This window comes from Nocardioides ultimimeridianus, from assembly GCF_054777895.1.
On the sequence record NZ_BAAHAB010000021.1, the window covers coordinates 269079 to 294685 of the forward strand.

Here is a 25607-nt window from a genome sequence, read left to right on the forward strand (position 1 = left end):
TCCCTACCAGGTGAAGAGCTCGAGATGGATCTGCTCGCCGGGGACCCCGGCGGCAGTGAGGGTGGCGCGGACGAGACCGGTCCAGGCCTCCGGCCCGCACAGGTAGACGTCCCGCTCGGCGATGTCGGGTATCCAGCGCCGCAGCGCCTCGAGGTCGTCGACGGGCTGGTTGAGCGGGGGCAGCCAGGACCACTCGGCCCGGCGCGGGCCGCGCAGCCGCAGGACCCGTGCGCCGCGCCGCTCCGCGATCGCATCGACCTCGGCGCGGAACAGCGGCTCGTCCCGGAAGCGCTCGACGTACACGGCCTCGCCGGGCGCGTAGGCCATCCCCTCCAGCAGGGACCGCAGCGGGGTGACGCCGACGCCCGCGCCGATGAACGCGACCTTCCGGCCGCGGCGGGCGCGTGGGGTGAGCCGGCCGAAGGGCCCCTCGACGAGGACCCGGGTGCCGGGCCGGAGGGCGGCGACGGTCGCGCTGCCGTCGCCGACCGCGGCCACGGTGATCCGCAGCGAGCGGCCGTCCGGCGCCGCGGAGAGCGAGTAGGGCTGGGAGCGGGTCCAGCCCGGGCGACCCAGGAACCGCCAGCCGAGGAACTGGCCGGCCTCCACCCGGAGCCGCTCGAGGCGACGGCCGGTGACGTGGACCGACCAGGTGCCGGGTCCCTCCGGTACGACGGCCGCGACCCGCAGCCGGTGACGCAGGTTCGTCGCCACCGGTACGCCGATCCGCCACACCAGCACCGCGGCGGCGGTCAGGGCCCAGGCGGTCCACCAGAACACGGTGCGGGCCGTCGAGCGAGTGAGGTCCTGCCCGGTCCACAGCTGGTGCGGCAGCGCCAGCCCGACGCCGAGGTAGGCGTAGAGGTGCAGCAGGTGCCACGACTCGTAGCGCAGCCGGCGCCGGGCGGCGCGCACGCTCGTCGCGACCACCAGCACCAGGCAGGCCGTGCCCGCGACGGCGAGCAGCATGCCGGGGTAGCCCCAGGTCAGGTCCCACAGCTCGGCGGGCAGCCGGAGGAGCGACCCGGCGGCGTACCCCCAGGTGACGGTGAGGACGTGCACCAGCATCAGGTCGAACGAGACGAACCCGACGACCCGGTGGATCCGGGCCAGCCGGTCCTGCCCGTAGGCCCGCTCCAGCACCGGGATGCGTGCCATCAGCAGCACCTGCGCGAGCAGCAGGACCGAGGCGACCAGACCCGTCGATTGACCCACGCCGGTGAGCGCACCCGCGCGGGTCGAGAGCTCGGAGATGCCGCCGTCCGCCACCCACCAGAAGGTGACCAGCAACAGCCCGCTCCACAGACCGAGGCCGGCGAGGACGCGGACGGCGGCATCGTGAGTCACCGGCGACGGGACCGTCCGGACGGTCGGGGATACCGGTCGGGCCTGGGTCGGCGTGCTCACACCACGACTCTCGGCCGCCCACCTTCAGCGCAGGTGGGGGCGGGCTGTGGGCTGCCTGTGAGTGGGTCAGTCCAGCGGGTAGGAGTGCAGGATCGACCACACGGGCGATGCTCGCGCCCGATCAGCGGCTGGCGGCGTACATCGTGCCCTCTGTGGGCGATCTTGTTCAGGAGCGCCCTGGGAAGTGCCGCTGCCAGTCCGACCGCAGCCGCTTGGGGACGCCCGGCATCCGGCGCTCGAGCAGCACGCGATGGATCCGCTCCAGGGTGCGGCCGGGGTTCCCGTAGATCCCCGATGAGACCACCACGAGGATGCGCCACCCGGACTCGTCGATCGCCTCGCGGCGCTCGAGGTCCGACTCCCACTGCTCGATCCGCTCGATGTGGTGGCGGCCGTCGTACTCGACGATCAAGCGGATCTCGGGCCAGCTCAGGTCGTAGCGGCGGAGCACCAGTCCGTCCTCCTCGCCGTAGGTGACGTTCACGAGCGGCTCCGGGAGGCCCGCCAGCACGATGAGCATCCGGAGCCGCGACTCCATCGGTGAGTCGACGCGCTCGCGCACGAACGCCGCCGCCGCGCGGGCCTGGGCCGCGCGAGGGCCGGTCCACGCGGCGCAGAAGTCCCGCAGCGCCTGCAGCCGCACCCGCCCGCTCCGGACCAGGCGGTCACCGACCACCACGAGATCGACCAGGGACAGCTGCTCGGCGAGCTCGGCGAAGGTCTGTTCCGGGGGCGACACCGGCACACCGTCCACCATCACGACATCCCGCTCGGCCGACGCGAGATGGCACCGGATGCCTGCCCGACGGCGGCGATCCGCATCCGTCAGCACCGTGACGTGCTCGTCGGGGAGGGTCGGAACCGGGAGGCGCCAGACCCGCGCGGCGGTTGCGTGGCTGGCGAAGGCGCCCTCGCCGAACGCGAGGAGCGCCCCTTCGGCTCGCAGGAGCGGCGTGGGCGCCGAGTCGGCCGCTAGGTAGATCCCGGCATGCAGCCGTTCGAAGCGCGGCGACCGGAGCTGGCGGTCGGTCAGCCCGGCCACAAGGGCGTCAGTACGGCGGAAGGGCCGTCCGAGATCGAGCACCGGACCAGCATGAACCGAACCGGCCGCGGGCGTCGGGCGTCATCCACAGGGCACGAGGATCGACCCGACGGGCGATCTTGTACGCCGTACGCCACTGGACCGAGGTCACGATCGCCCGGGCGGGCGATCCTGTACGTCAGTCCAGCGGGTAGGAGTGCACGAAGTCCGTGAGCCGCTTGAGCTGGTCGGGGTTCGTCGACGGGATGACCCCGTGCCCGAGGTTGAAGATGTGGCCCTTGGCGGCCCGGCCGGCCTCGATGATCGCGCCCGCGCGCTCGGTCATGACCTCGGTGGGCGCGAAGACCAGCGCCGGGTCGAGGTTGCCCTGGACGCAGCGGTCGGGGCCGATCCGCTCGATGCCCCACGACAGCGGGGTGCGCCAGTCGACACCGACGACGTCGGCGCCGGCCTCCCCCATCTGGTCGAGCAGGAGCGCGGAGTTCACGCCGAAGTGGATCCGCGGGACGCCGAGGGCGCCGACCCGGTCGAGCACGAGCGAGGAGTAGGGCCGGACGTACTGCCGGTAGTCGTCGGGCGTGACCGCGCCGGCCCAGGAGTCGAACAGCTGGATCGCCGAGGCGCCGGCCGCGACCTGGACCTCGAGGAAGGCAGCGGAGATGCCCGCGATCTTGCGCATCAGCGCGTCCCACAGGTCGGGGGCGCCGAACATGAGGGCCTTGGTCTTGGCGTACTCCTTGGACGGCCCACCCTCGACGAGGTACGACGCCACGGTGAACGGCGCGCCCGCGAACCCGATCAACGGGGTGCCGCCGTTCATCGACGCGAGCTCGCCGACCAGGGTCGAGACCGCCTCGGTGATGAACGGGACGTGCTCGGGGGTGAGGTCCGGGATCGCCTCGACGTCGGCCAGCGTCCGGACCGGGTTCGCGATGACCGGCCCGACGCCGGGCTTGATCTCGAGGTCGATGCCGACCGCCTTGAGCGGCAGCACGATGTCGGAGTAGAAGATGGCCGCGTCGACGGCGTACCGACGGACCGGCTGGAGGGTGATCTCGGTGATCATCTCGGCGTCCATGCAGCTGTCGAGCATGGCGACGCCCTCACGGACCTTGAGGTACTCCGGCAGGGAGCGACCCGCCTGACGCATGAACCAGACCGGGGTGTGCGCGGGCGTCTCGCCGCGCGCGGCCGCCAGGAAAGCACTCTGCGACAGGTCACTCACCATCCCACTCACGGGGTCAGGGTCGCAGGTGGACGGCGTGGGACGCACATCGCCGGGGGCGGGGCGGCCTATGTTGGACCCATGGTGGCCCGGCAGGAGACTCACCGGGGTTCCGGCACGGCCGGCGGTCCCCCGGAGTTCGACGCTGCGGTCGCCTGCCTGCACGCAGCGACCTTCCGCCCCGAGGTCTGGTGCGAGGAGATGCCGGCGCCCCAGCGCATCGCGCCGTACGCCGCCGCGCTGTCCGCCGACGTGACGGTGGACGACGAGGAGGTGGCCACCGGCCGGATCGTGCTGCTGCACGACCCCGCCGGCAACGACGCATGGGAGGGCACCTTCCGCTGCGTCGCCTACTGCCGCGCGGAGATCGACGGCGAGCTGGCCACCGACCCGTTGCTGGCCGACGTCGGGTGGACCTGGCTGATGGAGGCCCTGGATGCCTTCGGCGCCGAGCACGTCGCCGCATCCGGCACCGTCACGCGCGTGGCCACCGAGAGCTTCGGCTCGATGGCCGACGAGCCGGGCAACGCCCAGCTCGAGATCCGGGCCTCGTGGACCCCCGTGGACCCCACCGAGCTGACCCGCCACGTCGAGGCGTGGGGCGACCTGCTGTGCACCGCCGGCGGCCTGGAGCCCGTGCCGGACGGTGTCGCCGTGATGCCGTCGCGCCGCGGCCAGCGAGGCGCTCCCTCGTGACCGACTCCGTCGAGTCCCCCAGCGAGGAGCCCACGCCCGTCGAGGACGTGGAGCCCGTCGAGGTCCCTCTGCTCCGACTGGCCGGCGGCCTGCCCCCGGTCATCGAGACCGACGAGGCGCTGGCGGCGTACTGCGCACAGATCGCCGGCGGCACCGGACCGGTGGCGATCGACGCCGAGCGCGCCTCGGGCTACCGCTACTCCAACCGCGCCTACCTGATCCAGGTCAAGCGGGCCGGCGCCGGCATCGGCCTCATCGACCCGATCCCGTTCGAGTCCCTCGCCCCGCTGCAGGAGGCCATCGGCGACTCCGAGTGGATCCTGCACGCCGCCACCCAGGACCTCCCCTGCCTGGCCGAGGTCGGCCTGAAGCCGGCCGCGCTGTTCGACACCGAGCTCGCCGGGCGGCTGCTGAACTACCCGCGGGTGGGGCTGGCGACGCTCGTCGAGACCCTGCTCGGCGTCCACCTCCTCAAGGAGCACTCCGCCGTCGACTGGTCGACGCGGCCCCTGCCCGAGCCGTGGCTGGAGTACGCCGCCCTCGACGTCGAGGTCCTGGTCGAGCTGCGGGACCTGATCGCCGCGGAGCTGGTCGAGACCGGCAAGGCCGACTGGGCCGCCCAGGAGTTCGAGCACCTGCGCGGGTTCGAGCCGACCCCGCGGGTGGACGCGTGGCGGCGTACCAGCGGGCTGCACCGGGTCCGCGGCCGCCGCTCGCTGGCCGCGGTGAAGCTGCTGTGGGAGACGCGCGACGAGATCGCCCGCGAGCGCGACGTCACGCCGGGCCGGCTCATCCCCGACTCCGCGATGGTCGCCGTCGCGACCGCGATGCCGACCACCCGCGGCGCGATGATGAGCACCGACGGCTTCCACGGTCGCGGCGCGTCGCGCTTCGCCGCGCAGTGGCTGGCGGCGATCCAACAGGCCGCCGAGATGCCCGAGGAGGACCTGCCGGTGCGCACCGCGCGCAGCGACGGCCCGCCGCCGCCGCGCAACTGGGCCGAGCGCGACCCGGTCGCCGCCCGGCGGCTCGAGCACGCCCGCGCCGCCGTCTCGGAGATCGCGGAGACCAACAACCTGCCGCTCGAGAACCTGCTCACCCCTGACACGCTGCGCCGGGTCATGTGGACCCCGCCGGCGACCCGCGACCCGGTGGCCCTGCTCGAGGCCATCATCGACCAGCTCCAGGGCTACGGCGCCCGCGGCTGGCAGGTGGGCCTGACCGGGGCGGCGCTGGCGCGGGCGGTGCTCCAGGCCGACCAGGCCTGATCCCTTCGACGGGCCCCTCGATGGGCCCTTCGGTCGGCCGTTCCGGGCCTTAGTCCCGGGGCGATCCCGAAACCGATATGGGCGGTTCCGGGCGGTGTTGTACTGGCGATCCTCGCTGGTCCCGCCTCCATCCAGAACGGCACCCCCATGAACTCTCGGAACTCTCGAAGCTTCCGCCTCCTCGCCGGCGGTACGTCCGTCGCCACCCTCCTCGGCACCGTCGTGGCCACGGCCACGATCGCGGCCGCGCCGTCCTTCGCAGCCGGTTCCGACACGGCACAGACCTTCTCCGCCACCGGCAGCGTCCAGGACTGGACCGTGCCGGCCGGCGTCACGCAGCTCTACGTCGACATCAGCGGTGCGCAGGGCGGTGCCTCGTTCGGCGGGGGCGGTGGCGGAGCCGAGCTGACCGGCACCCTCTCCGTCACCCCCGGCGAGACGCTGCACATCATCGCCGGCGGCATGGGCCAGGACGGCATCGAGTACGGCGCCGGCGCCGGGGGCGGCGGCGGTTCGTTCATCTACACCACCGCGGACCAGAGCGGCATCCTCGCCGCCGCGGGCGGCGGTGGCGGCGCGGGATCGAACCGGTACCCCTTCTCGGCCAGCACCGGCACCTCCGGCACGGCCGGGGACGTCGGCGGCGGCGCGGGTGGCACCGGCGGCAGCGGTGGCGGCGGCGGAGGTGGCTTCGGTGGCGGCGCCGGCGGTGGCGGCGGCCTGCTCACCAACGGCGGCGATGCCGACGGCGGCGGCGGCCAGTCCGTCGCGGCCGGCGCGTCCGGCGGTTCCGGCTTCTACGGCTTCCTCGGCGACGGCGGCTTCGGCGGCGGAGGCGGGTCGCAGGGGTACGCCGGTGGCGGTGGCGGCGGCTACAGCGGCGGAGGTGGCGGCACCTTCGACGGCTCCAGCGCCGGCGGCGGCGGAGGCGGTGGCTCCTACTTCGCCGGCACCCTGACCGGCGCGGTCACCAACCACGGCGGTGCCGGTGTCGTCACCGTGTACTACCCCTCGAACCTCACCTCGGTCTCACCGACGTCCGGAAAGGCCGGCGACTCGGTGACCATCGACGGCACCGGCCTCGCGGGGGCGACCGTGACGATCGGCGGACTCGCCGCGACGGTGACGTCCTCGACCGACACCGAGGTGGTGGCCACCGTTCCGGCACCGGCCACCTTGCCGACCGACCCGCAGACGGTCGGCGTGACGACGGCCGGCGGCGTCACCCTGCCCGCCGTCGGAGCCTTCAGCTACCTGCCGGCCCCGCTCTTCACCGCGGACAGCGCACCCTCGACCGCCACCGTGGGGATGCCCTACTCCTACACCTTCACCGCATCCGGCGGGCCCACCTTCGCGGTGTCCTCCGGAACCCTGCCGGCGGGTCTCACCCTGGCCAGTGACGGCGTGCTCTCCGGCACCCCGACCGGCAGCGGAGCATCGACCTTCACCGTCGCCGCGAGCAACGGGGTCTCCCCCGACGCGATCAGCGACAGCCAGACGATCACGGTCGGGCCCGGCGCCCAGGCGATCACGTTCACCCCGCTCACCTCGCCGGCAACGGTGGGTGACCAGCAGACCCTCTCCGCCGTCGGCGGCGCGTCCGGCAACCCGGTGGCCTTCGCGGTCGGGTCCGGCACGACCGGCGCGGCCTGCTCGATCACCGGCACCACGGTGACCTTCGACCATGCCGGCAGCTGCGTCGTCACCGCCGACCAGGCCGGAGACGACGACTACGCCGCCGCCCCCGAGGTACCGCAGACGGTCACCGTCGACGTCGTCGCCACCTCGGTGTCGGTCGCGCTCGGCGACACCGGCACGGTCGTCGGCCAGTCGACGTCGGCCACCGCCACGGTCGCGGACGGTCTCGCCGGAACCGTGCAGTTCTCCGTCGACGGCAACGCCGTGGGCGCGCCGGTCACGGTGACCGCCGGCCAGGCGACGATCCCCGCGATCGGGACCTTCGCCCCCGGGGCCCATCAGGTGGGTGCGACGTTCACGCCCAGCGACCCGACGTCGTACGGCTCCTCGAGCGCGGTCCCCCAGACGCTCACCGTCGACCAGGCCGCCACCACGTCCACGCTGACCCTGCACGCCGACTCGCTCACCGTGACCGTGGCGCCGGTGGCGCCGGGTGCGGGTACGCCGAGCGGCACCGTCACGTTCTCGGTGGACGGCAGCCCGGTCGGCACCGCGGTCCTCGCCTCCGGGGTCGGCACGCTGTCCTACGCACTGCCCACGGGCAAGGCCGACCAGGTCTCCGTGGAGTACGCCGGCGACGCCGACTTCCTGGCCTCGTCCGCGTCGACCACCCGTCACGACCCCACGATCACGGCGACCCTGTCCAGCGCCCACCCGCGCACCCGCAGCGGGTGGTACCGCAGCCCGGTCACCGTCCACTTCACGTGCGCCACGAACGGCGCCGGCCTGACGGCTCCGTGCCCGGGCGCCGTCACCCTGTCGCGGAATGCTGCCGCGCAGTCGGTCGCGCGGACGATCAGGGCCGTCGACGGAGGCGTCGCGACGGTGGCCGTCAGCGGCATCGACATCGACCGGGTGCGGCCCACGGTGGCGATCACCGGCATCGACGCGCGGGCGCCGTACTTCGCCTCGGCCCCGGTGGGCCACTGCGACGCCCGCGACACACTCTCGGGCGTCGCCTCCTGCAGCCTCACGCAGCAGCGTCGCGGCACGACCGAGGTCTACACGGCGACGGCGAGGGACCGGGCCGGGAACGTCGCGACGACCCGGCGCACCGTCCGGGTGAGCAACTTCGTCATCGCGGGCGCGCCCTTCCGCAGTGGGGCCTACGTCGTCCACGCGGGCCACACGTCGACGCTGCTGGCAGCGGCGGCGACGGCGCCGCGATACGTCGACGCGATGCCCTCTCCCCGGCGGCCGGTGGGCGAGGACAACTTCCTCCACCGGATCGGCCGCGGACGTTGGGCGATCGGGGTCACCTTCTCGCCGGCGATGCTCCACCAGTCGTGGTGGAACATCGGCGTACGGGTCGGCGACCGGCTCCACGTGATCCGGATCCATGTCGTCCGGTAGCTGAGGCCCGGCCCGGTCCGCTCAGGGGGTGGCGGTCGCGCTCGCCGCGGCCGGCGCCAGGATCTGCGCCGACTCCACGTCGATCGCGTCCAGCCGCTGGCCGAGGTCGCCGAGGTCGCCGGGCTGGTACATCAGCGCCGTGAGGTCGGGGTCGACCAGGGCCTCCAGCCGGTCCCACGGCACGCCGAGGGGCGGCGCCACGATGTTGCGCAGGGTCTCGGTGAAGACCGACGCGTGCGCCGGCTGCTGCCCGGGCTGCTGGAAGCTGTCGGCGTACGCCACGTGCAGGTTGCTGGGTTGCACCGAGTCCGCAGCGGCCAGCCTCGTCATCGCGCGGTCGCCCACCAGGTAGGCGAGGAAGTCGGCCGACCGGGCCGGCTGGTGGCGGTGGCCGGCGAGCAGGCAGACGCCGGTGAAGTCGCCGACGGTGCGGTTCGCGCCGACGGCCGGCATCGGCAGCACGTCGAAGTGCAGCCCGCTGGTACGCCGCAGCTCGGGGACCAGGCTGCGGAAGCCCGCGACCATGCCGACCCGCCCTCGCTCGAACCACTGCACCGCGCTGTGTGCGGCGAGCTGGGAGGAGGTGAGCGTGAGCCGCGCGTCGCGCAGGATCTCCAGGGTGCTCCGCAGCGCGCTGACCGACCCGCCGTCACCGAGCGCCAGGCTGGTCGGCGTGGTGGTGTTGTCGAACAGCTGCCCACCGCCGGAGTAGATGAACGGCGCCAGCCCGCGCAGCGTCGGCTCGATCGCCAGGCCGGCCGCGCCGTCACGGGCCGCGTAGCGGGCCAGACCGCGGAACTCCTCCAGGGTGAGCGTCGAGCGGTCGACCGGCGGCACGTTCATCCCGCGCCGGCGCATCGCGTCGAGGTCGATCAGGTCGGTGTTGTAGTAGATGACCATCGGCGAGACGGTGTAGGGCATGCACTGCAGGTCGTCGTCGGCCGAGAACGCGGTGATCGCGTCGCGCGAGTAGTCGTCGCCCAGGCTGACGCCGCGGTCCGACAGCAGGTCCTGGAGCGGCCGGTTCCGGTGGTCGGCCATCACCTCGCCGAGCCCGCTGCGGGGAAGCAGGTAGACGTTCGGGGCGTCGTCGCCCGCGACCGCGGCCTCGAGAGCGGCGGCGTCGGCGTACGTCTGCAGCCGCACGGGCTCCGTGGGCCCGCTCGCGTTGTACGTCGCCACGATGGAGCGGTACGCCGCCAGCTCGGCCGCCGTGCCCCACACGCCGAAGGTGAGGTCGCCGCTCACGACGGCCGTGGTCGGCGACGGCGCCGGCGTCCGGCCGGCGTGCCGCCCCGAGGAGGTCGCGGCGACGACGATCGAGGCGACCACCACGGCGAGCGCCAGGCACCCGGCGGCGACGTACGTCGGCCGGCCGACCCGCTCCGAGCTCATCCGCCGTCCTCAGCACCGACCGTCATGTTGAGCACGCTGGACCGGGAGCGCCTCACGGCGCATGGCCGCTCGTAGCGGCTGATATTGGGACCCGGGGCTGCCGCGGCCCAGCGTGCAGTGGCCCACTCTACCGAACCCGTGGTCATCCGCAGGCCTCCTCGTGTCCCCACCCCTGCGGGGAGTGGCCGGTCTCAGGCGCCGCGCGCGAGCTCCGCGTGACCGGCCGCCTCGAGCTGCTCGGCCAGGCCCAGCATCCGGCGTACGTCGCCGTCGGCCTCGGCGGCGCGGCCGGCCGCGACGATCCGCGCGAACGCGGAGGCACGGAACAGCACGTCGGCGAAGTCGCCGGACGCGATGCCGCGCAGCACCGCGTCGATCATCGTGCGCAGCTCCTCGGGTCCGGGCGGGTCGGCGACGCCGGCGACCACCTCGGCGAAGGCATCGGTACGACGCCCCTGGTCGAACTGCCGCGCGACGCCGGCCGGGTCGGCGTACACCCAGCTGCGGAGCAGGTAGAGCCGCCACAGGCAGCCGGCCAGCGAGTCGGACGGCGCGCCGGACCAGACCTCGGCGATCGCCTCGATGCCCTCGGTGTCGGCGAGATGGACCAGCCGGTCGGCGACCGCGTCGTCGCCGCTGGAGCGCGCCCCGCGGACCAGGATCTCGGCCGCCCGCTCCCCCGCCTCGGTCACCAGCGCCGGGTCGGGCCCGCCCGCGTGGTCGTCGAAGAACCGACCCTCGACGGGGGCCGGGCGGTGGTGGCGGTGACGATCCTCGGACATCGTCCTCAGGCTACTTCCAGGGCCTTGCGGATCCGGACGTCACTCACCGGGCCGGCGGTGCCGATCTGCTGGGCCCACAGCGAGATCCGGTACTCCTCGAGCATCCACCGCACCGCGCGCAACCCGGGGCCCGGCGGCCGCCCCTCGGCGAGCGCCTCCACCCGATGCAGGTAGGCGTCCTGCAGCGGGCCGATCCGCTCCATCGCCTCGCGGTCACGGTGCACGTTGGCGGCGGACTCGGCGAGCTTGTCGCGCCGCACCCGCATCGCCCGCAGGTACGCCGGATAGCGGGCCAGCTGCGCGCTTCCGGCCTCGCCGACGAAGCCCGCGTGGACCAGCCGGCCGAGCTGGGCCTGCAGGTCGGTGAGCGCCGGCAGCAGCGCCATCTCGACCCGGCCGCTGAGCGCCTTGTCGGTCTCGCGCCACCCCTCCAGCACGCGCAGCACGCTGCCCGTGACGAGCTCGCGCACCCGGGGCCCGGCGTCGCGGCGCAGCGCGGCCAGCAGGTCGGCGTACTGCTGCTCGGTGCGGGGGCCCTGCTCGCCGACGGCGTCGAGCACCACGCAGCGCAGGCAGTCGGTCAGCAGTGCGTCGACGTTCGGGTACGGCGACCCCGCCAGCCCGAGCTTGTCCGCCATCGACAGCCCGTCCACGATCCCCTTCGTCGGGCTCGAGCCCAGGGCGAGCAGGAGCAGTCGCGCGACGCCGTACCGGTGCCGTGCGGTGGCCTCCGCGGCCGAGCCGAAGATCTGCAGCCCGACCGTGCCGCCCTCATCGACCAGCGCCGGGTGCGCCTCGACCTCGTGGCCGGCGCGCTTCTCCTCGACCACCTCCGGCAGGTCGCCGAAGACCCACTCCGTCTCGCCGGTCCGCGCCAGTCCGGTGTCCGTGGCGACCTCGGCCATCGCCTTCGCGAAGTCGCCGCTCAGCGGCGCCTTGAGCTCGTCGAGGTCCTTGCCGCGCGATCGCTCACGGCCGCGCTCGTCGACCACCCGGAACGTCGGGCGCAGGTGGGCCGGCAGGTTCGCCGGATCCCAGGTGCCGGGCGGGATGTGGACGCCACGGGTGCCGCGCAGGAAGCGCTCTAGCGCGGTCAGCAGCGGCTCGTCACCGGCCGGTACGGCGGCCAGGAACTCGCGCGCCGTGTTCGGCGCCGGCACGCACTGCACCCGGATCGCCTTGGGCAGCGCGCGGATCAGCTCGGTGACCAGCTCCTCGCGCAGCCCCGGGACGTTCCAGGAGAAGTCGTCGTCGTCGACGCGGTTGAGGGTGGCCAGCGGGATGTCGATCAGCACGCCGTCGTCGGCCGCGCCCGGCTCGAAGTGGTAGCGCACCGTGAAGTCGTGGGACTGGCTGACCCAGCGGTCCGGGAAGGCCTCGGCGCTCACCTCGCCGGCGGCGTCGCGCACGAGCATCGCCGGGTCGAAGGTGAGCAGGTCCGGATGCTCGCGCCGCTCCTGCTTCCACCACTGGTCGAAGTGCGCCCCGCTGACGACGGTGTCGGGCAGGCGGGCGTCGTAGAAGTCGAACAGAGTGTGCTCGTCGACGACCAGGTCGCGGCGGCGGGCCTTGTGCTCGAGCTCCTCGGCCTCCTGCAGCAGCCGGCGGTTGTCGGCGAAGAACCGGTGCCGGGTCGCCCACTCGCCGTAGACCAGCGCATGGCGGATGAAGAGCTCGCGCGCCATCGGCGGGTCGACCTTGCCGTAGTTGACGAGACGGTCGGCCGCCAGCGGTACGCCGTACAGCGTGACCCGCTCGCGGGCCATCACCGCCTGCCGCTTCTGCGACCAGTGCGGCTCGGAGTAGCTGCGCTTGACCAGGTGCGCGCCGATCCGCTCGGCCCACTCCGGCTTGATCTCCGCGTTCTGGCGGGCCCAGAGCCGACCGGTCTCGACCAGCTCCGCGCTCATCACGTACGCCGGGTTCCTCCGCGCCAGCCCGCTGCCCGGGAAGATCGCGAACTTCGCGCCCCTCGCGCCCAGGTACTCGCGCGGCCCGGGCCGGCGCTTGTCGCGGGGCCTTCCGGGGGCGGGCTTCTCGCGCTCCTCGAGCAGACCGATGTGCGAGAGGAGGCCGGAGAGGAGCGCCTGGTGGATCCCGTCCGCGTCGGGCTCCCCGGGCGCCTCCACCCGGAGCTTGATCTCCTTGGCGATCCGCCGCAGCTGGCTCTCCAGCTCCTGCCACTCGCGGATCCGCAGGTAGTTGAGGAACTCCCGCTTGCACATCCGCCGGAACGCGCTCGAGGACAGCTCGCGCTGCTGCTCGCGCACGTAGCGCCACAGGTTGAGCAGGGTGAGGAAGTCCGAGCCCTCGGCCTTGAACCGGGCGTGCGACTGGTCGGCCTGGGCCTGCTGCTCCGCCGGACGCTCGCGCGGGTCCTGCAGCGACAGGGCGGCCACGATGACGATGACGTCGCGGACGCAGCCGAGCCGCTCGGCCTCGAGCAGCATCCGCCCCAGCCGCGGGTCGACGGGCAGCCGCGCGAGGCGCCGGCCGAGCCGGGTCAGCCGGCCGTCGCTCAGTGCTCCCAGCTCGTCGAGCAGCTGCTGCCCGGCCTGGATGTTGCGCCGGTCGGGCGGCTCGACGAACGGGAAGCGGGCGATGTCGCCGAGGCCGAGCGAGGTCATCTGCAGGATGACCGAGGCGAGGTTGGTCCGCAGGATCTCGGGGTCGGTGAACTCCGGGCGCGCGTCGAAGTCGTCCTCGGCGTACAGCCGGATCGCGATGCCCTCGGCCACCCGGCCGCAGCGACCCGACCGCTGGTTGGCCGACGCCTGGCTGATCGGCTCGATCGGCAGGCGCTGCACCTTGGTGCGGGCCGAGTAGCGGGAGATGCGGGCCAGGCCGGTGTCGACGACGTACCGGATGCCCGGGACGGTCAGGGACGTCTCGGCGACGTTCGTGGCGAGCACCACCCGGCGCTTCGAGCCGGACGGGCTGAACACCCGGTGCTGCTCGGCGGCGGACAGCCGCGAGTACAGCGGCAGCACCTCGAGCCGGTCGCCGAGCGCGGACAGCTCGTCGGCGGTGTCGCGGATCTCGCGCTCGCCCGGCAGGAACACCAGGATGTCGCCGGGCCCCTCGGCGGAGAGCTCCTTGACCGCGGCGACGATAGCCTCGGTCTGGTCCCGCTGGACCAGCTCGCCCTCGTCGTCGCGGCTCTCGTCGACGAGCGGCCGGTAGCGGATCTCGACCGGGTAGGTCCGCCCGGAGACCTCGATCACCGGGGCGTCCCCGAAGTGCTCGGAGAAGCGCTGGGTGTCGATGGTGGCCGAGGTGATGACGAGCTTCAGGTCGGGCCGCTGCGGCAGGAGCTGCTTGAGGTAGCCGAGCAGGAAGTCGATGTTGAGCGAGCGCTCGTGGGCCTCGTCGATGATGATCGTGTCGTAGCGGCGCAGCAGCCGGTCGCGCTGCAGCTCGGCCAGCAGGATGCCGTCGGTCATCAGCTTGAGCCGCCCCGCGGCCGACGTACGGTCGGTGAACCGGACCTGGTAGCCGACCAGGTCGCCCAGCTCGGTCCCCAGCTCGGACGCGATGCGCTCCGCCACCGCCCGCGCCGCGATCCGGCGCGGCTGGGTGTGCCCGATCAGCCGCCCGTCGGCCCCGCGCCCGAGCTCGAGGCAGATCTTCGGCAGCTGGGTGGTCTTGCCCGACCCGGTCTCGCCGGCGATCACCACGACCTGATGGTCGCGGATCGCCGTCGCGATGTCGTCACGACGGGTGCTGACCGGCAGCTCGGGCGGGTAGGAGATCTTCACAACCCGCCCATCCTCTCAGCGGGGGTCCAGCGACTTCACACGCCGTAGCCACCGTCCACGTCGAGCTTCTGCCCGGAGATGAACCCCGCGCGCGGCGAGGCGAGGAAGCAGACGGCCTCGGCGATGTCGACGGCGCTGCCGAACCTGCGCAGCGGGATGTTGCCCCGGGTCACGTCGAGCGCGTCGGGCGACAGCTCTCCGGAGGCGATCAGCCGCTCGGCCATGCCGTCGGTCAGCATGCCGGGGCCGACGGCGTTGACGCGTACGCCGTACCTGCCCTCCTCGGCCGCCAGCGCGCGCACCATCGCCTCGACGGCGGCCTTGGGCGCCGAGGAGAGCCCGTCGCGGATCGGGAAGCGTGCGGTCGCGGCCGTGGTGACGGCGACGAGCGAGCCCTGGCTGCGCCGCAGGTGGGGTACGGCGGCCGCGGCCACCGCGAAGAACCCCGCGGCATCCTCGGCGAGCTGTTGTGCCATCGCGCCCGGGGCCACGCGCGACAGGTGGACCATCGGGACGTGCGGTCCGGCCGCGTGCACCACCGTGTGCAGCCCGCCGAGCCGCTCCCCGGCCGCGTCCACCACGGCGCCGACCGAGGCGACGTCCGCCAGGTCCAGCCGGTACGCCGCCTCGCCGACCTCGACCTGCTGCGACCGGTAGGTCACGGCGACCCGCGCACCACGCTCCTGGAGCATCTCCGCGATCGCCCGGCCCAGCCCTCCGGAGCCGCCGACGACGAGCGCGCCGCCGGAGCGTCCACCGAAGTCGGCGGTCACTTCGCGGTCACGTCGATCGTGTGCCACCCGGTGGCCCCGTTCGGCGCGACGGCGGTCACCACACCGGTCTGCACCTCGCCGCCCCTGTCGACGGCGCGGACGCGGATCTCGTGCCGGCCGGGCGCCAGGTCGGTGGTGAGTCGCCACTGCACCCACGTGTCCAGGCTCGGCACCGTGCCGAGGGTCGCGCGCGTCCAGGCGCCGCCGTCGACCGACACCTCGACCGCGGAGATGCCGGTCTCCTGGTGCCACGCGACGCCGCCGAGCGCGACCGAGCCGGCGGGGACCTTCGCGCCGTCGCTGGGCACGTCGATGCGCGAGGCGATCTTCACCGGCCCCATCTCCGACCAGCCCTTGTCGATCCAGTAGCCGCTGATCCGGTCGAAGCGGGTGACCTCGAGCTCGACGACCCACTTGCACGCCGACACGTAGCCGTACAGCCCGGGAACGATGGTGCGCACCGGGAAGCCGTGCTCGATCGGCAGCGCCTCGCCGTTCATGGCGACCGCGAGCAGGGCGTTGCGCTCGTCGGTGAGGGCCGCGAGCGGCGTACCGCACGTCCAGCCGTCGTCGGAGGTCTGCAGCACCGCGTCGGCGCCCGGGAGCGGCTTGGCCTTCGCGAGCAGCCCGGACAGCTTGACCCCGCTCCACCAGGCGTTGCCGATCAGGTCGCCGCCGACCTCGTTGGAGACGCAGTTGAGCGTCATCCAGTCCTCGGTCAGCTTGTGCGAGACCAGCTGGTCGTAGGTCAGCGTGATCTCGTTCTCGACCATCCCGTGGATCCGCAGCCGCCACTGCTGGGGCTCGATGGCCGGCTTGATATAGGCGGTGTCGATCAGGTAGAAGTCGTCGGCCGGCGTCATCCACGAGCTGATGCCCTCGACGTCCAGCCGGGCACCTTCCGGCACCCGCGGCTGGGTCACGCCCTCCAGCCGCAGCAGCCGGCGGCTCTCCTCGACCTTGCGGCGCGCGCCGCCGGCGATCCGCCCGAGCACGCCGGCCAGCGCCACGCCGGCCGTCATGCCGCTGATGCCGACGAAGAAGGCGCGCCGGGTGTGGGACGGCTCCGGCTCACCAGGAGCGGTGTCGGCCTCGACGACCTCCCAGCGCCGCAGCCACAGGGCCGCGACCGAGAAGCCGAGCGCCCAGGTGAGGGCGCCGATGACGACCGGCAGCACGTCGACGACGCTGGAACCGTGCTCGCGCAGCACCGCGACCAGCCCGATCGCCCCGATCAGGGTGAAGCCGAGGGCGGCCACCCACCAACGGCGCCGGGCGGCCGCGCCGAGCCGCGCGAACACCAGCGCCAGGACGACCAGCATCCCGAGGATCAGGAGCTTCTTGTCGTTGGTGCCGAAGTGCTGGATCGCCCATTCCGCCAGGGATCCGGGCGTCAGCGCGGTGATCCAGTCAGCGACCGCGACCGGGGGCGAGGCCCGGATCCGGAGCAGCGACGCGCCCAGATAGCTGAAGGCGAGGCCCAGCAAACCGACGACCGCGCCTGCGACCGGCCACCAGCGTCGAGACCTCTGCACAGGTCGATTGTTGCTCAGGCATGATCAGGATGTGACCGCAACACGTCTTACAGTCGGATTACGGGTGGGCATCGGCACCGACGTGCATCGCCTCGTGCCGCGCACCGCCGGCGATCCGCCGCTCGCGCTGGCCGGCCTGACCTGGCCTGAGGAGGACGTCCGGCTGGAGGGGCACTCCGACGCCGACGTGGCGGCGCATGCCGCCTGCGACGCGCTGCTGTCGGCCTGCGGCCTGGGGGATCTCGGCAGCAACTTCGGTACGTCGGACCCGGCCTGGGCCGGCGCGTCCGGCGCCGCCCTGCTCGGCGAGACCGTACGCCGGGTGAGCGCTGCCGGCTTCACCATCGGCAACGTCGCGGTCCAGGTGATCGGCAACCGGCCGCGGCTCGGCCCGCGCCGGGACGAGGCCGCCGCAGCGCTGACCGAGGTGGTCGGCGCTCCCGTCAGCATCTCCGCGACGACCACCGACGGCCTGGGCCTGACCGGCCGCGGCGAGGGCGTCGCCGCGATCGCGACCGCGCTCGTGGCGGGCCCGTGACCGCAGCCGTCGCGGTCCTGGCCGCAGGCTCGGGCAGCCGGGTGGGTGCCGGGCTGAACAAGATCCTGCTGCCGCTGCGGGACCGGCCGATCCTGGCCTGGTCGGTGCTGGCGGCGCTCGACGCCGCCGAGGTGGGGGTGGTGGTGGTCGTGCACGCGGCCGGCGAGGGGCAGGCGGTCGCCGACGCCCTCACGCCCTTCCTGGGCGAGCACGAGGTGCTGCTGGTCGAGGGCGGCGCGACGCGGCACGGCTCCGAGCAGGCGGCCCTCGACGCGCTGGCAGAGCGGATCGCCGACGGCGACATCGACGTCGTCGCCATCCACGACGGCGCCCGGCCGCTCGCCACGCCCGCCCTCTTCGACGAGGTCGTCCGCACCGCCCGCGAGCACGGCGGCGCCGTGCCGACGGTCGCCCTCCCCGGGCTCGCCCCGCGATCGGGCGGTACGGCGCTGCCGGCCGGCCTGGTCGGCGTACAGACTCCACAGGCGTTCCGGGCCGCGCCCCTGCTCGAGGCCTACCGGGCGGCCGCCCGCGCCGGCGAGGAGGGAACCGACACCGCCGCGACGATCGAGGCCTATGCCGACGTGGCGATCCACGCAGTCCCGACCGGGCCGGGCAACCTCAAGATCACCTACGCCGAGGACCTCCGGGCGGCCGAGCTGCTGCTGGCGGGGCGGTAGTCCCTGACTACCGAGAATCGGCCGGTGCGGTGAGCGCCTGGAGGACCCGGATGTCCTCGGCCGACCCGACCCGGCGTGCAGCCGCGGGCGCCTCCACCAGATCGATCCGGTCCGGGTGGGCCGCCCGCAGCACGGCGAGCAGCGCGACGAGGTCGGTCGGGATCGGCCCCGCGGCGATCAGCTCGGCCAGGATGTCGGGCGGCAGCGCCACCGGGCTGCAGACGGCGACCAGCGCGTCGCGGTCGACCGTCGCGCCGAGGAGCTCGCCGTCGACCTGCTTGACCGTGTCGGTGACCGGTCGTACGCCGATCACCACCGCGCCCGTCGCGACGCAGCTCTCGACGCACTCGGCGAGGAACGACGGAGGCGTCATCGGGCACAGCGGGTCGTGCAGGACCAGCGGCTCGTCCCGCTCGACGACGACCTCGAGCGGGAGGGTGCTGTCGATGAGCTCGATGCCGGCCTCGCCGGCCGACCAGGCGGCGGCCGCGACCAGCGACTCACCGTGGATCAGCTGAAATGGCAACGTCCCGCGGTCGGCGTCGAGAATGACACCGGATGCCGCGGGACGTTGCTCGTCGAACACGTTCGATCAGGACGCGAGGACCTCGTCGAGGATGATCTCGGCCTTGTCCTCGTTGGTGTTCTCACACAGCGCCAGCTCGGAGACGAGGATCTGGCGCGCCTTGGCCAGCATCCGCTTCTCGCCGGCCGACAGGCCACGGTCACGCTCGCGGCGCCACAGGTCGCGCACGACCTCGGCGACCTTCATGACGTCGCCGCTGTGCAGCTTCTCCAGGTTGGCCTTGTAACGACGCGACCAGTTCGTGGGCTCCTCGACGTGCTCGGCACGCAGGACCCCGAACACACGGTCGAGACCGTCCTTGTCGACCACGTCACGGACCCCGACCAGGTCGAGGTTGTCCGCGGGAACCCGCACAACGAGATCCTGCTGCGCGACAATCCGCAGCACGAGGTACTGACGCTCCACCCCCTTGATCGTCCGCATCTCGATGTTCTCGATGACGGCTGCCCCGTGATTCGGGTACACAACCGTTTCGCCGACGGTGAAAGTCATATGAAAGATTCCCCTTCCTAGGCCTCCATCCTACCACGTCTCAGGAGACCCTCAGGCGGCGTTTTCGCAGGTCAGGGCACCTGTCGCAGTCTTGACAGAACGCGTTGCATGTGTATCTCAGATCACAGCAGCCGGATTTCACCGCTCCGCGTGTCACGCGGAGCCGGCCCGGGGCGCCCCGGTACGACGACATGCCGACCAGGGCACCGATCCGTGCTCCCGGTGGTCAATACTGCTGGGCATGGCGATTCTGCGGCGCAAGGGACGGGGCCGCTCCGCCGGGGAGGACACGACCCCGGTCGACGAGGAGCTCGACACCGGTCTCATCGACGACTCCGGCGACCCCGCGGGCGAGGAGGTCGACGTACCCCAGGGCTCCGAGGAGCACGACGGCCTCGAGGACCTCGACGAGGACCCCGCCGAGCTCGAGGACCCGGAGGACGAGCCGGACGAGGACGCGGACGGCGAGGACGAGGACGAGCCCGTCGAGGACGCCGACCTGGCCATCGACGACAACCCCGTCGTCGAGCGACCGCGCCGCGGCCTGCGCGGCTCGCTGATCCTCTCGCTCAGCCAGGCCGCCCACCTCAAGCAGGCGGTCGTGACGGCCCTGGTCGTCGGCGGCGTCGCGATGGCCTCGGGACGCTCCGCGCGCGAGGTCGGCATCGTCATCCTCACCGTGCTCACCGGCCAGGTCATCCTCGGCTGGCACAACGACCTCACCGACCGGCTGCGCGACCACCGCCGCGAGACCCCCGGCAAGCCGCTGGCCGACGGCCGGCTCGAGCCCGGCACGGTCTGGTACGCCATCGTCGTGGCCGCCCTGGTCCTCGTCCCGCTCGCGGTGACGACCGGCATCACCGCCGGCTGCCTGTACCTGGCCTCGGTCGCGGTCGGGATGCTCGGCAACGTCACGCTCCGCAAGGGGATCCTGTCCTGGTGGTCGTGGGCGGTCTCGTTCGGGCTGCTCCCCTACTACCTGTCCTACGGCGGCTGGGGCGGCAAGTTCGTCGGTACGCCGCCGGAGCCGGCCATCGTCGTGCTCGCCGCCCTGCTCGGGGTCGGCATCCACTTCATGCGCTCGGTGTGGGGCCTGGTGGCCGACCACGAGGAGGGCTGGACGTACCTGCCGCTGAAGGTCGCGCTGAGGGTCGGCGCGACCCGGCTGCTGGCCCTGTCGACGACGTACACGGTCCTCGTCGCGATCGCCATGGTCATCGTCGGCGCCCAGGTGGGCCTGTCGCGCTGAGGCCCTCGCCGACCGCTAGAGTGTGGCCGCCCGTACCACCCGTGTGACCGGAGGCCAGAGCCGAATGCACCACCGCCGCCCGAAGGCAGTCGCCGCGCCCGTCGTCGGCCTGCTGCTCGCCGCGTCCCTGTCCGCCTGCGGTTTCCACTACCCGACCGACCGGGTGAACACGATCAGCGCGGGCGAGAACAACCGCACGACGACGGTCAACGCGCTCGGCATGCGCGTCCTGACCAGCACGCCCGGCGAGGGCCGCCTGATCGGCGCGCTCTCGAACGAGAGCACCACGTCGACCGCGACGGTCTCGAAGGTCGAGGTCGCCGGCGGCGGCACGACGGTCGCGCAGTTCACGCCGATCAAGCTGCAGGACGGCGGGGCGTACAGCCTCAGCGCGCACGCCGACAACCCGATCACCCTCTCCGGCGACTTCGAGCCCGGCCAGGTGCTGATGGGTGTGGAGATCACCTTCACCCTCGACGGGCAGCCGCAGACGATCACGCTGAACGTGCCGGTCGTGAAGAACTGCCACCAGTACACCTCGGTGCCCACGCCGACGCCGTCCGCGTCGCCGAGCGGCAAGGCGAGCGGCCAGGCGAGCGCGACCGCCAGCCCGACGGTCGACACCGACGCCTACAACTGCACCGACCCGTCACCGTCCGAGGCGCCGGCCGAATGACCTTCACGCTCGTCCTGCTCCGCCACGGCGAGAGCGAGTGGAACGCGAAGAACCTCTTCACCGGCTGGGTGGACGTCCAGCTGACCGACCAGGGCCGCTCCGAGGCGGTCCGCGGCGGTGAGCTGCTCAAGTCCTCCGGGGTGCTGCCCGACATCGTGCACACCTCGCTGCTGCGCCGCGCGATCAACACCTCCGCGCTCGCGCTCGACGCGGCCGACCGGCACTGGATCCCGGTCCGCCGCAGCTGGCGCCTCAACGAGCGCCACTACGGCGCGCTGCAGGGCAAGGACAAGAAGCAGACCCTCGACGAGTACGGCGAGGAGCAGTTCATGCTCTGGCGCCGCTCGTTCGACGTGCCTCCCCCGGTGCTGGCCGACGACGACCAGTGGTCGCAGGTCGGCGACCCGCGCTACGGCGACCTCTCCGACGAGGAGATGCCCCGCACCGAGTGCCTCAAGGACGTCATCGAGCGGCTGCTCCCCTACTGGGAGGCCGGCATCGTCCCGGACCTGCGGGCCGGCAAGACGGTCCTGGTGGCCGCCCACGGCAACAGCCTGCGGGCCATCGTGAAGCACCTGGACCAGATCAGCGACGCCGACATCGCGGGGCTCAACATCCCGACCGGTCAGCCGCTGGTCTACGAGCTCGACGAGGACACCCTCGCCCCGACCGTGGCCGGGGGCCGGTACCTCGACCCCGAGGCGGCCGCAGCGGCTGCTGCGGCGGTCGCCAACCAGGGTCGCTGAGCCGTCCGAGCGCGAGGAACGAGCGCTGGGACGAGGCGAGATCGAGTGCCGCCGCGACCGAGGAACGAGGTCACGATGCGGTGTATCGAGATCCGGCTACGCGGGCTTGTGCCCCGTCACCACGTAGACCACCCGGTTCGCGATCGAGACCGCGTGGTCGGCGATCCGCTCGTAGTAGCGACCCAGCAGCGCCAGGTCGACGGCCGCCTCGACACCGTGGGCCCAGTCGTCGCCGAGCATCTCGGTGAAGCTGCGGCGCCGCAGCTGGTCCATCTCCTCGTCGTCGCGGCCGAGCGCGATCGCGGCCTCGACGTCGCGGGTGGCGATGATGTCGCCGACCCGCCGGACCATGTCCTCGGCGACCTCGGCCATCCGGTCCATGGTCGGCCGGACGTCCGCGGGGACCGCGAGGTCGGGCACCCGGAGCCGGGCGATCTTGGCGACGTGGACCGAGAGGTCGCCCATCCGCTCCAGCTCGCTGACCATCCGCAGCGCGGCCACGACCAGGCGCAGGTCACCGGCCACCGGCGCCTGCAGGGAGAGCAGCTCGAAGGACTCCTCCTCGATCCGCTCGCGCATCGCGTCGATCTCCGCGTCGCCGCTGATCACGCGCTCCGCGATGGCGGAGTCGCCGGTGGTCAGCGCCGCGGTGGCGTCACGCACCGCGGACTCGACCCGGCGGCACATGGCCGCGAGGTCGGTGAAGGTGGCATCAAGCTCGTCTACGAACGCTTCCCGCATGAGACCCAAGCCTAGGGTCCGGAGGTGACCATCTCAGCGGACCCGGTGAACGCAGCATGAACATCGGCTACGTCGGGTTCCGCGATTCGCAGGCGGGCGGAGAATGCGCCGTACCATCGAGGCGTGGGTACGACGACGCAGGCCGCTCTGGCCGCGCTCCTCGGCGCCCTTGTCGCCGGCAGCGCGATGCTCGCCTGGCACCTCAGTGATCGCCAGCAGCGTCGCTACCTGCCGCCCGCCGCGCCACAGGTGCCGCCCGGGGTCGCCGACGTGCTGTCGGTCCTGCGCAGCAGCGCGGTCGTGGTCGACGAGTCCGACGCGGTCGTCAAGGCCTCCGCACCGGCGTACGCCATGGGCCTGGTGAGCGGCACCAGCCTGCAGTTCGGCGAGCTGGCCGACCTGATCCGCGACGTACGCCGCGACGGCCTGATCCGCGAGACCGAGCTGATCGTGCCGCGGGCCAAGGGCCCGGACCGGCACGTCACCGCCCGCGTCGCGCCGCTCGGCACCCGGCTGGTGCTGGCGCTGATCGAGGACCGCACCCGTGAGCGCCAGGTCGAGGCGGTACGCCGTGACTTCGTGGCCAACGTGAGCCACGAGCTGAAGACGCCCGTCGGGGCGATCCAGCTGCTCGCCGCCGCGGTCCACGACGCCGCCGACGACCCCGAGGCCGTGATCCGGTTCGCGACCCGGATGCACAACGAGAGCGAGCGCCTCAGCCGGCTGGTGCAGCAGATCATCGAGCTGTCGCGGCTGCAGGGCGACGAGCCGCTCGACTCGCCGCTGCCGGTCTCGATCGACGAGGTCATCGCCTCGGCCGTCGACGCCAGCTCGACCAGTGCCGCGGCCAAGCAGATCAGCCTGCTCGCCGAGGGCGAGGAGGGTCTGAAGGTGCTCGGCAGCGAGAAGCTCGTCGCCGCGGCCGTCTCCAACCTGGTGGCCAACGCGGTCGCCTACTCCGACCCCAGCTCGCGGGTCCTGGTGACGCGCAAGGCCACCGACGACGGCGTCGAGATCTCCGTGATCGACCAGGGCATCGGGATCCCCGAGGCCGAGGTCGGGCGGATCTTCGAGCGGTTCTACCGCGTCGACCCGGCACGGCACCGTTCCACCGGCGGCACGGGCCTCGGGCTGTCCATCGTCAAACACGTCGCCGCCACCCACGGCGGGGACGTGCGCGTCTGGTCCTCGGAGGGGCACGGGTCGACGTTCACCCTGACCCTCCCCCAGCACGCGCGCCCCGAAGAGCAGGAGGATCGATCGTGACCCGGGTACTCGTCGTCGAGGATGAAGAGAGCTACAGCGAAGCGCTGTCCTACCTGTTGCGGAAGGAGGGCTTCGAGGTCGCCGTGGCTGCCGACGGCAACGCCGCGCTGACCGAGTTCGACCGCAACGGCGCCGACATCGTGCTGCTCGACCTGATGCTGCCCGGGATCCCCGGGACCGAGGTGTGCCGCACGATCCGGCAGACCTCCAGCGTGCCGGTGATCATGGTGTCCGCGAAGGACGACGAGGTCGACAAGGTCGTGGGCCTGGAGCTCGGCGCCGACGACTACGTCACCAAGCCCTACTCCCCGCGCGAGCTGGTCGCCCGCATCCGCGCCGTGCTCCGTCGCGGCCAGGACCCGGAGCTGCTCCCCGACACCCTCGAGGCCGGCCCCGTACGGATGGACGTCGAGCGGCACGTCGTGACCGTCGACGGCTCCGAGCAGCGGCTGCCGCTCAAGGAGTTCGAGCTGCTGGAGATGTTCCTGCGCAACCCCGGCCGGGTGCTGACCCGCGGCCAGCTCATCGACCGCGTCTGGGGCTCGGACTACGTCGGCGACACCAAGACCCTCGACGTCCACGTCAAGCGGCTGCGCGCCAAGCTCGAGCCCGAGCCGTCCGAGCCGCGCTACCTGATCACCGTGCGGGGCCTGGGCTACAAGCTCGACGTGTGACCGCCCGGGCGTCCGGATGTCGCGCTGCGATGGCCGAAATCCGCGCGACGGACGCCCGCTCCCGCGCCTAGCGTTGGCACGTGAGCGCACCTCGGTCGACCGTCCTCCCCCTGGCCGCGGTGAGTACGACGCTGGTGCTCTGGGCGTCGGCGTTCGTCGGGATCCGGCACCTGGGCGGCACGGTCCCGCCGGGCGCGCTGTCGCTGGGCCGGCTGGGCGTCATGGCGCTCGCGCTCGGGGTGCTGCTGCTGCGCCGCGGCGCCGTGCAGGTCCCGACCGGCCGTGAGTGGCCGCTGGTCCTGGCGGGCGGCATCGGGTGGTTCTCGATCTACAACCTGGCCCTCAACGCCGCCGAGCAGCGCATCGACGCCGGCACGGCAGCCCTGGTCGTGCAGATCGGCCCGATCCTCGTGGCGCTGCTCGCGACCGTGGTCCTCGGTGAGCGCCTGACCCGGTGGAGCGTGCTCGGGATGGTGGTCGGGTTCGCGGGGGTCGCGGTGATCGCCGAGGCGTCCGGCTCAGACGCCGGCGACCTGGCCGGGATCGCGCTGGCGCTGGTCGCCGCGGCGGGCTTCGCGGTCGGCGTACTCACCCAGAAGCGGCTGCTGACCCGCATGCGGGCCCTGGACCTGACGTTCTGGTACACCGTGGTCGGCGCGGTCGGCTGCCTGCCGTGGCTGGGCCAGGCCTTGGACACCGCCGCCCACGCGTCCGCGCAGGACCTCGCGTGGCTGGGCTACCTCGGGATCTTCCCGTCGGCGGTCGGCTTCGTGCTGTGGGCGTACGCGCTGTCCCGCGCCGACGCGGGGCGGTTCAGCCAGTCGACGTTCCTGGTGCCCTTCCTGACCGCGCTGATGGCATGGCTGCTGCTCGACGAGGTCCCGCCGGCGCTGGCCTTCGTCGGCGGCGCGATGTGCATCGGTGGGGTGCTGCTCAGCCGCCGCACGGTCACGAGGAATTCCTCGGCGAATTCCTCGGCGGCCGATGTCGAGGACGCGATGACGGCTCCGTCCCAGGGGTGAAGGCG

The 25607-nt window shown here is 73.0% G+C and carries 22 protein-coding genes; 11 read left to right on the top strand and 11 right to left on the bottom strand.

The genetic code is table 11. The features are described from left to right. Positions 1 to 3 precede the first annotated feature (3 nt). From ACYU8V_RS19290 to hemE, 3 genes are all read right to left on the bottom strand, one after another. A complete protein-coding gene (locus ACYU8V_RS19290) occupies positions 4 to 1347 on the bottom strand; it encodes a ferredoxin reductase family protein (protein ID WP_460849653.1) in 1344 nt (447 codons plus the stop codon). A 226-nt stretch (positions 1348 to 1573) separates the two neighbouring features. Further along, positions 1574 to 2449, bottom strand: coding sequence for a DUF559 domain-containing protein (locus ACYU8V_RS19295; RefSeq protein WP_460849655.1), 876 nt, complete (start codon positions 2447 to 2449; stop codon positions 1574 to 1576). Positions 2450 to 2627: 178 nt separating this feature from the next. Further along, the gene (hemE, locus tag ACYU8V_RS19300) at positions 2628 to 3677 is read right to left on the bottom strand and encodes a uroporphyrinogen decarboxylase (RefSeq protein WP_460849823.1); all 1050 of its coding nucleotides are present in this window, start codon (positions 3675 to 3677) and stop codon (positions 2628 to 2630) included. A 78-nt stretch (positions 3678 to 3755) separates the two neighbouring features. On the opposite strand from hemE, the gene ACYU8V_RS19305 reads away from it, so the two are divergent. From ACYU8V_RS19305 to ACYU8V_RS19315, 3 genes are all read left to right on the top strand, one after another. Then, entirely contained in the window at positions 3756 to 4370 is a 615-nt protein-coding gene (locus ACYU8V_RS19305) for a DUF3000 domain-containing protein (RefSeq protein WP_460849656.1), read from the top strand. Next, positions 4367 to 5638 carry a ribonuclease D gene (locus tag ACYU8V_RS19310; RefSeq protein ID WP_460849658.1) on the top strand — a complete coding sequence of 424 codons (1272 nt, stop codon included), beginning with the start codon at positions 4367 to 4369 and terminating at the stop codon, positions 5636 to 5638. The genes ACYU8V_RS19305 and ACYU8V_RS19310 overlap by 4 nt, the downstream gene beginning before the upstream one ends. A gap of 147 nt (positions 5639 to 5785) precedes the next feature. Beyond that, positions 5786 to 8689, top strand: a complete 2904-nt coding sequence (locus ACYU8V_RS19315; RefSeq protein ID WP_460849659.1) for a beta strand repeat-containing protein — start codon at positions 5786 to 5788, stop codon at positions 8687 to 8689. A gap of 21 nt (positions 8690 to 8710) precedes the next feature. On the opposite strand, the gene ACYU8V_RS19320 is transcribed toward ACYU8V_RS19315, so the two are convergent. The 5 genes from ACYU8V_RS19320 to ACYU8V_RS19340 all read right to left on the bottom strand — a co-directional run bounded on the left by ACYU8V_RS19320 (position 8711) and on the right by ACYU8V_RS19340 (position 16932). After that, positions 8711 to 10084 (bottom strand): ABC transporter substrate-binding protein, encoded by a 1374-nt coding sequence (locus tag ACYU8V_RS19320; protein WP_460849661.1) that lies wholly within the window; start codon positions 10082 to 10084, stop codon positions 8711 to 8713. Positions 10085 to 10275: 191 nt separating this feature from the next. After that, complete coding sequence (locus ACYU8V_RS19325; RefSeq protein WP_460849662.1) at positions 10276 to 10866, bottom strand: hypothetical protein; 591 nt, start codon at positions 10864 to 10866, stop codon at positions 10276 to 10278. 5 nt (positions 10867 to 10871) lie between these two features. Then, the gene (gene hrpA / locus ACYU8V_RS19330) at positions 10872 to 14624 is read right to left on the bottom strand and encodes an ATP-dependent RNA helicase HrpA (RefSeq protein ID WP_460849664.1); all 3753 of its coding nucleotides are present in this window, start codon (positions 14622 to 14624) and stop codon (positions 10872 to 10874) included. A 35-nt stretch (positions 14625 to 14659) separates the two neighbouring features. Beyond that, positions 14660 to 15397: an SDR family oxidoreductase gene (locus tag ACYU8V_RS19335; RefSeq protein ID WP_460849666.1), complete on the bottom strand. Its 738-nt coding sequence runs from the start codon at positions 15395 to 15397 to the stop codon at positions 14660 to 14662. Then, positions 15394 to 16932, bottom strand: a complete 1539-nt coding sequence (locus tag ACYU8V_RS19340; protein ID WP_460849667.1) for a molybdopterin-dependent oxidoreductase — start codon at positions 16930 to 16932, stop codon at positions 15394 to 15396. Before ACYU8V_RS19340 ends, ACYU8V_RS19335 begins: the two co-directional genes overlap by 4 nt. A 64-nt stretch (positions 16933 to 16996) precedes the next feature. On the opposite strand from ACYU8V_RS19340, the gene ispF reads away from it, so the two are divergent. Both ispF and ACYU8V_RS19350 read left to right on the top strand, forming a co-directional pair. After that, positions 16997 to 17470: a 2-C-methyl-D-erythritol 2,4-cyclodiphosphate synthase gene (gene ispF, locus ACYU8V_RS19345; protein WP_460849669.1), complete on the top strand. Its 474-nt coding sequence runs from the start codon at positions 16997 to 16999 to the stop codon at positions 17468 to 17470. Then, positions 17467 to 18150, top strand: a complete 684-nt coding sequence (locus tag ACYU8V_RS19350) for an IspD/TarI family cytidylyltransferase (RefSeq protein WP_460849670.1) — start codon at positions 17467 to 17469, stop codon at positions 18148 to 18150. The genes ispF and ACYU8V_RS19350 overlap by 4 nt, the downstream gene beginning before the upstream one ends. Positions 18151 to 18157: 7 nt before the next feature. On the opposite strand, the gene ACYU8V_RS19355 is transcribed toward ACYU8V_RS19350, so the two are convergent. Further along, positions 18158 to 18736 carry a 2-C-methyl-D-erythritol 4-phosphate cytidylyltransferase gene (locus ACYU8V_RS19355; RefSeq protein WP_460849671.1) on the bottom strand — a complete coding sequence of 193 codons (579 nt, stop codon included), beginning with the start codon at positions 18734 to 18736 and terminating at the stop codon, positions 18158 to 18160. Between the two features lie 6 nt (positions 18737 to 18742). After that, on the bottom strand, positions 18743 to 19228 hold the full coding sequence (locus ACYU8V_RS19360; protein ID WP_460787616.1) for a CarD family transcriptional regulator: 486 nt from the start codon (positions 19226 to 19228) through the stop codon (positions 18743 to 18745). Positions 19229 to 19469: 241 nt separating this feature from the next. Between ACYU8V_RS19360 and ACYU8V_RS19365 the strand changes: the two genes are divergently transcribed. From ACYU8V_RS19365 to ACYU8V_RS19375, 3 genes are all read left to right on the top strand, one after another. Then, positions 19470 to 20477, top strand: coding sequence for a UbiA family prenyltransferase (locus ACYU8V_RS19365; RefSeq protein ID WP_460849673.1), 1008 nt, complete (start codon positions 19470 to 19472; stop codon positions 20475 to 20477). A gap of 64 nt (positions 20478 to 20541) precedes the next feature. Further along, positions 20542 to 21153: a hypothetical protein gene (locus tag ACYU8V_RS19370; RefSeq protein WP_460849675.1), complete on the top strand. Its 612-nt coding sequence runs from the start codon at positions 20542 to 20544 to the stop codon at positions 21151 to 21153. Next, positions 21150 to 21899 (top strand): phosphoglyceromutase, encoded by a 750-nt coding sequence (locus ACYU8V_RS19375; protein WP_460849676.1) that lies wholly within the window; start codon positions 21150 to 21152, stop codon positions 21897 to 21899. Before ACYU8V_RS19370 ends, ACYU8V_RS19375 begins: the two co-directional genes overlap by 4 nt. 96 nt (positions 21900 to 21995) lie before the next feature. On the opposite strand, the gene phoU is transcribed toward ACYU8V_RS19375, so the two are convergent. Continuing rightward, positions 21996 to 22640, bottom strand: coding sequence for a phosphate signaling complex protein PhoU (phoU, locus tag ACYU8V_RS19380; RefSeq protein WP_460849678.1), 645 nt, complete (start codon positions 22638 to 22640; stop codon positions 21996 to 21998). A 123-nt stretch (positions 22641 to 22763) separates the two neighbouring features. Here phoU and ACYU8V_RS19385 point away from each other — a divergent pair, with 123 nt between their 5' ends. The 3 genes from ACYU8V_RS19385 (at position 22764) to ACYU8V_RS19395 (ending at position 25602) form a co-directional block, all read left to right on the top strand. Continuing rightward, complete coding sequence (locus ACYU8V_RS19385) at positions 22764 to 23906, top strand: sensor histidine kinase (protein ID WP_460849679.1); 1143 nt, start codon at positions 22764 to 22766, stop codon at positions 23904 to 23906. Then, positions 23903 to 24580: a response regulator gene (locus ACYU8V_RS19390; protein WP_460849681.1), complete on the top strand. Its 678-nt coding sequence runs from the start codon at positions 23903 to 23905 to the stop codon at positions 24578 to 24580. Before ACYU8V_RS19385 ends, ACYU8V_RS19390 begins: the two co-directional genes overlap by 4 nt. 80 nt (positions 24581 to 24660) lie before the next feature. After that, complete coding sequence (locus ACYU8V_RS19395) at positions 24661 to 25602, top strand: DMT family transporter (protein ID WP_460849683.1); 942 nt, start codon at positions 24661 to 24663, stop codon at positions 25600 to 25602. Positions 25603 to 25607: the final 5 nt, after the last annotated feature.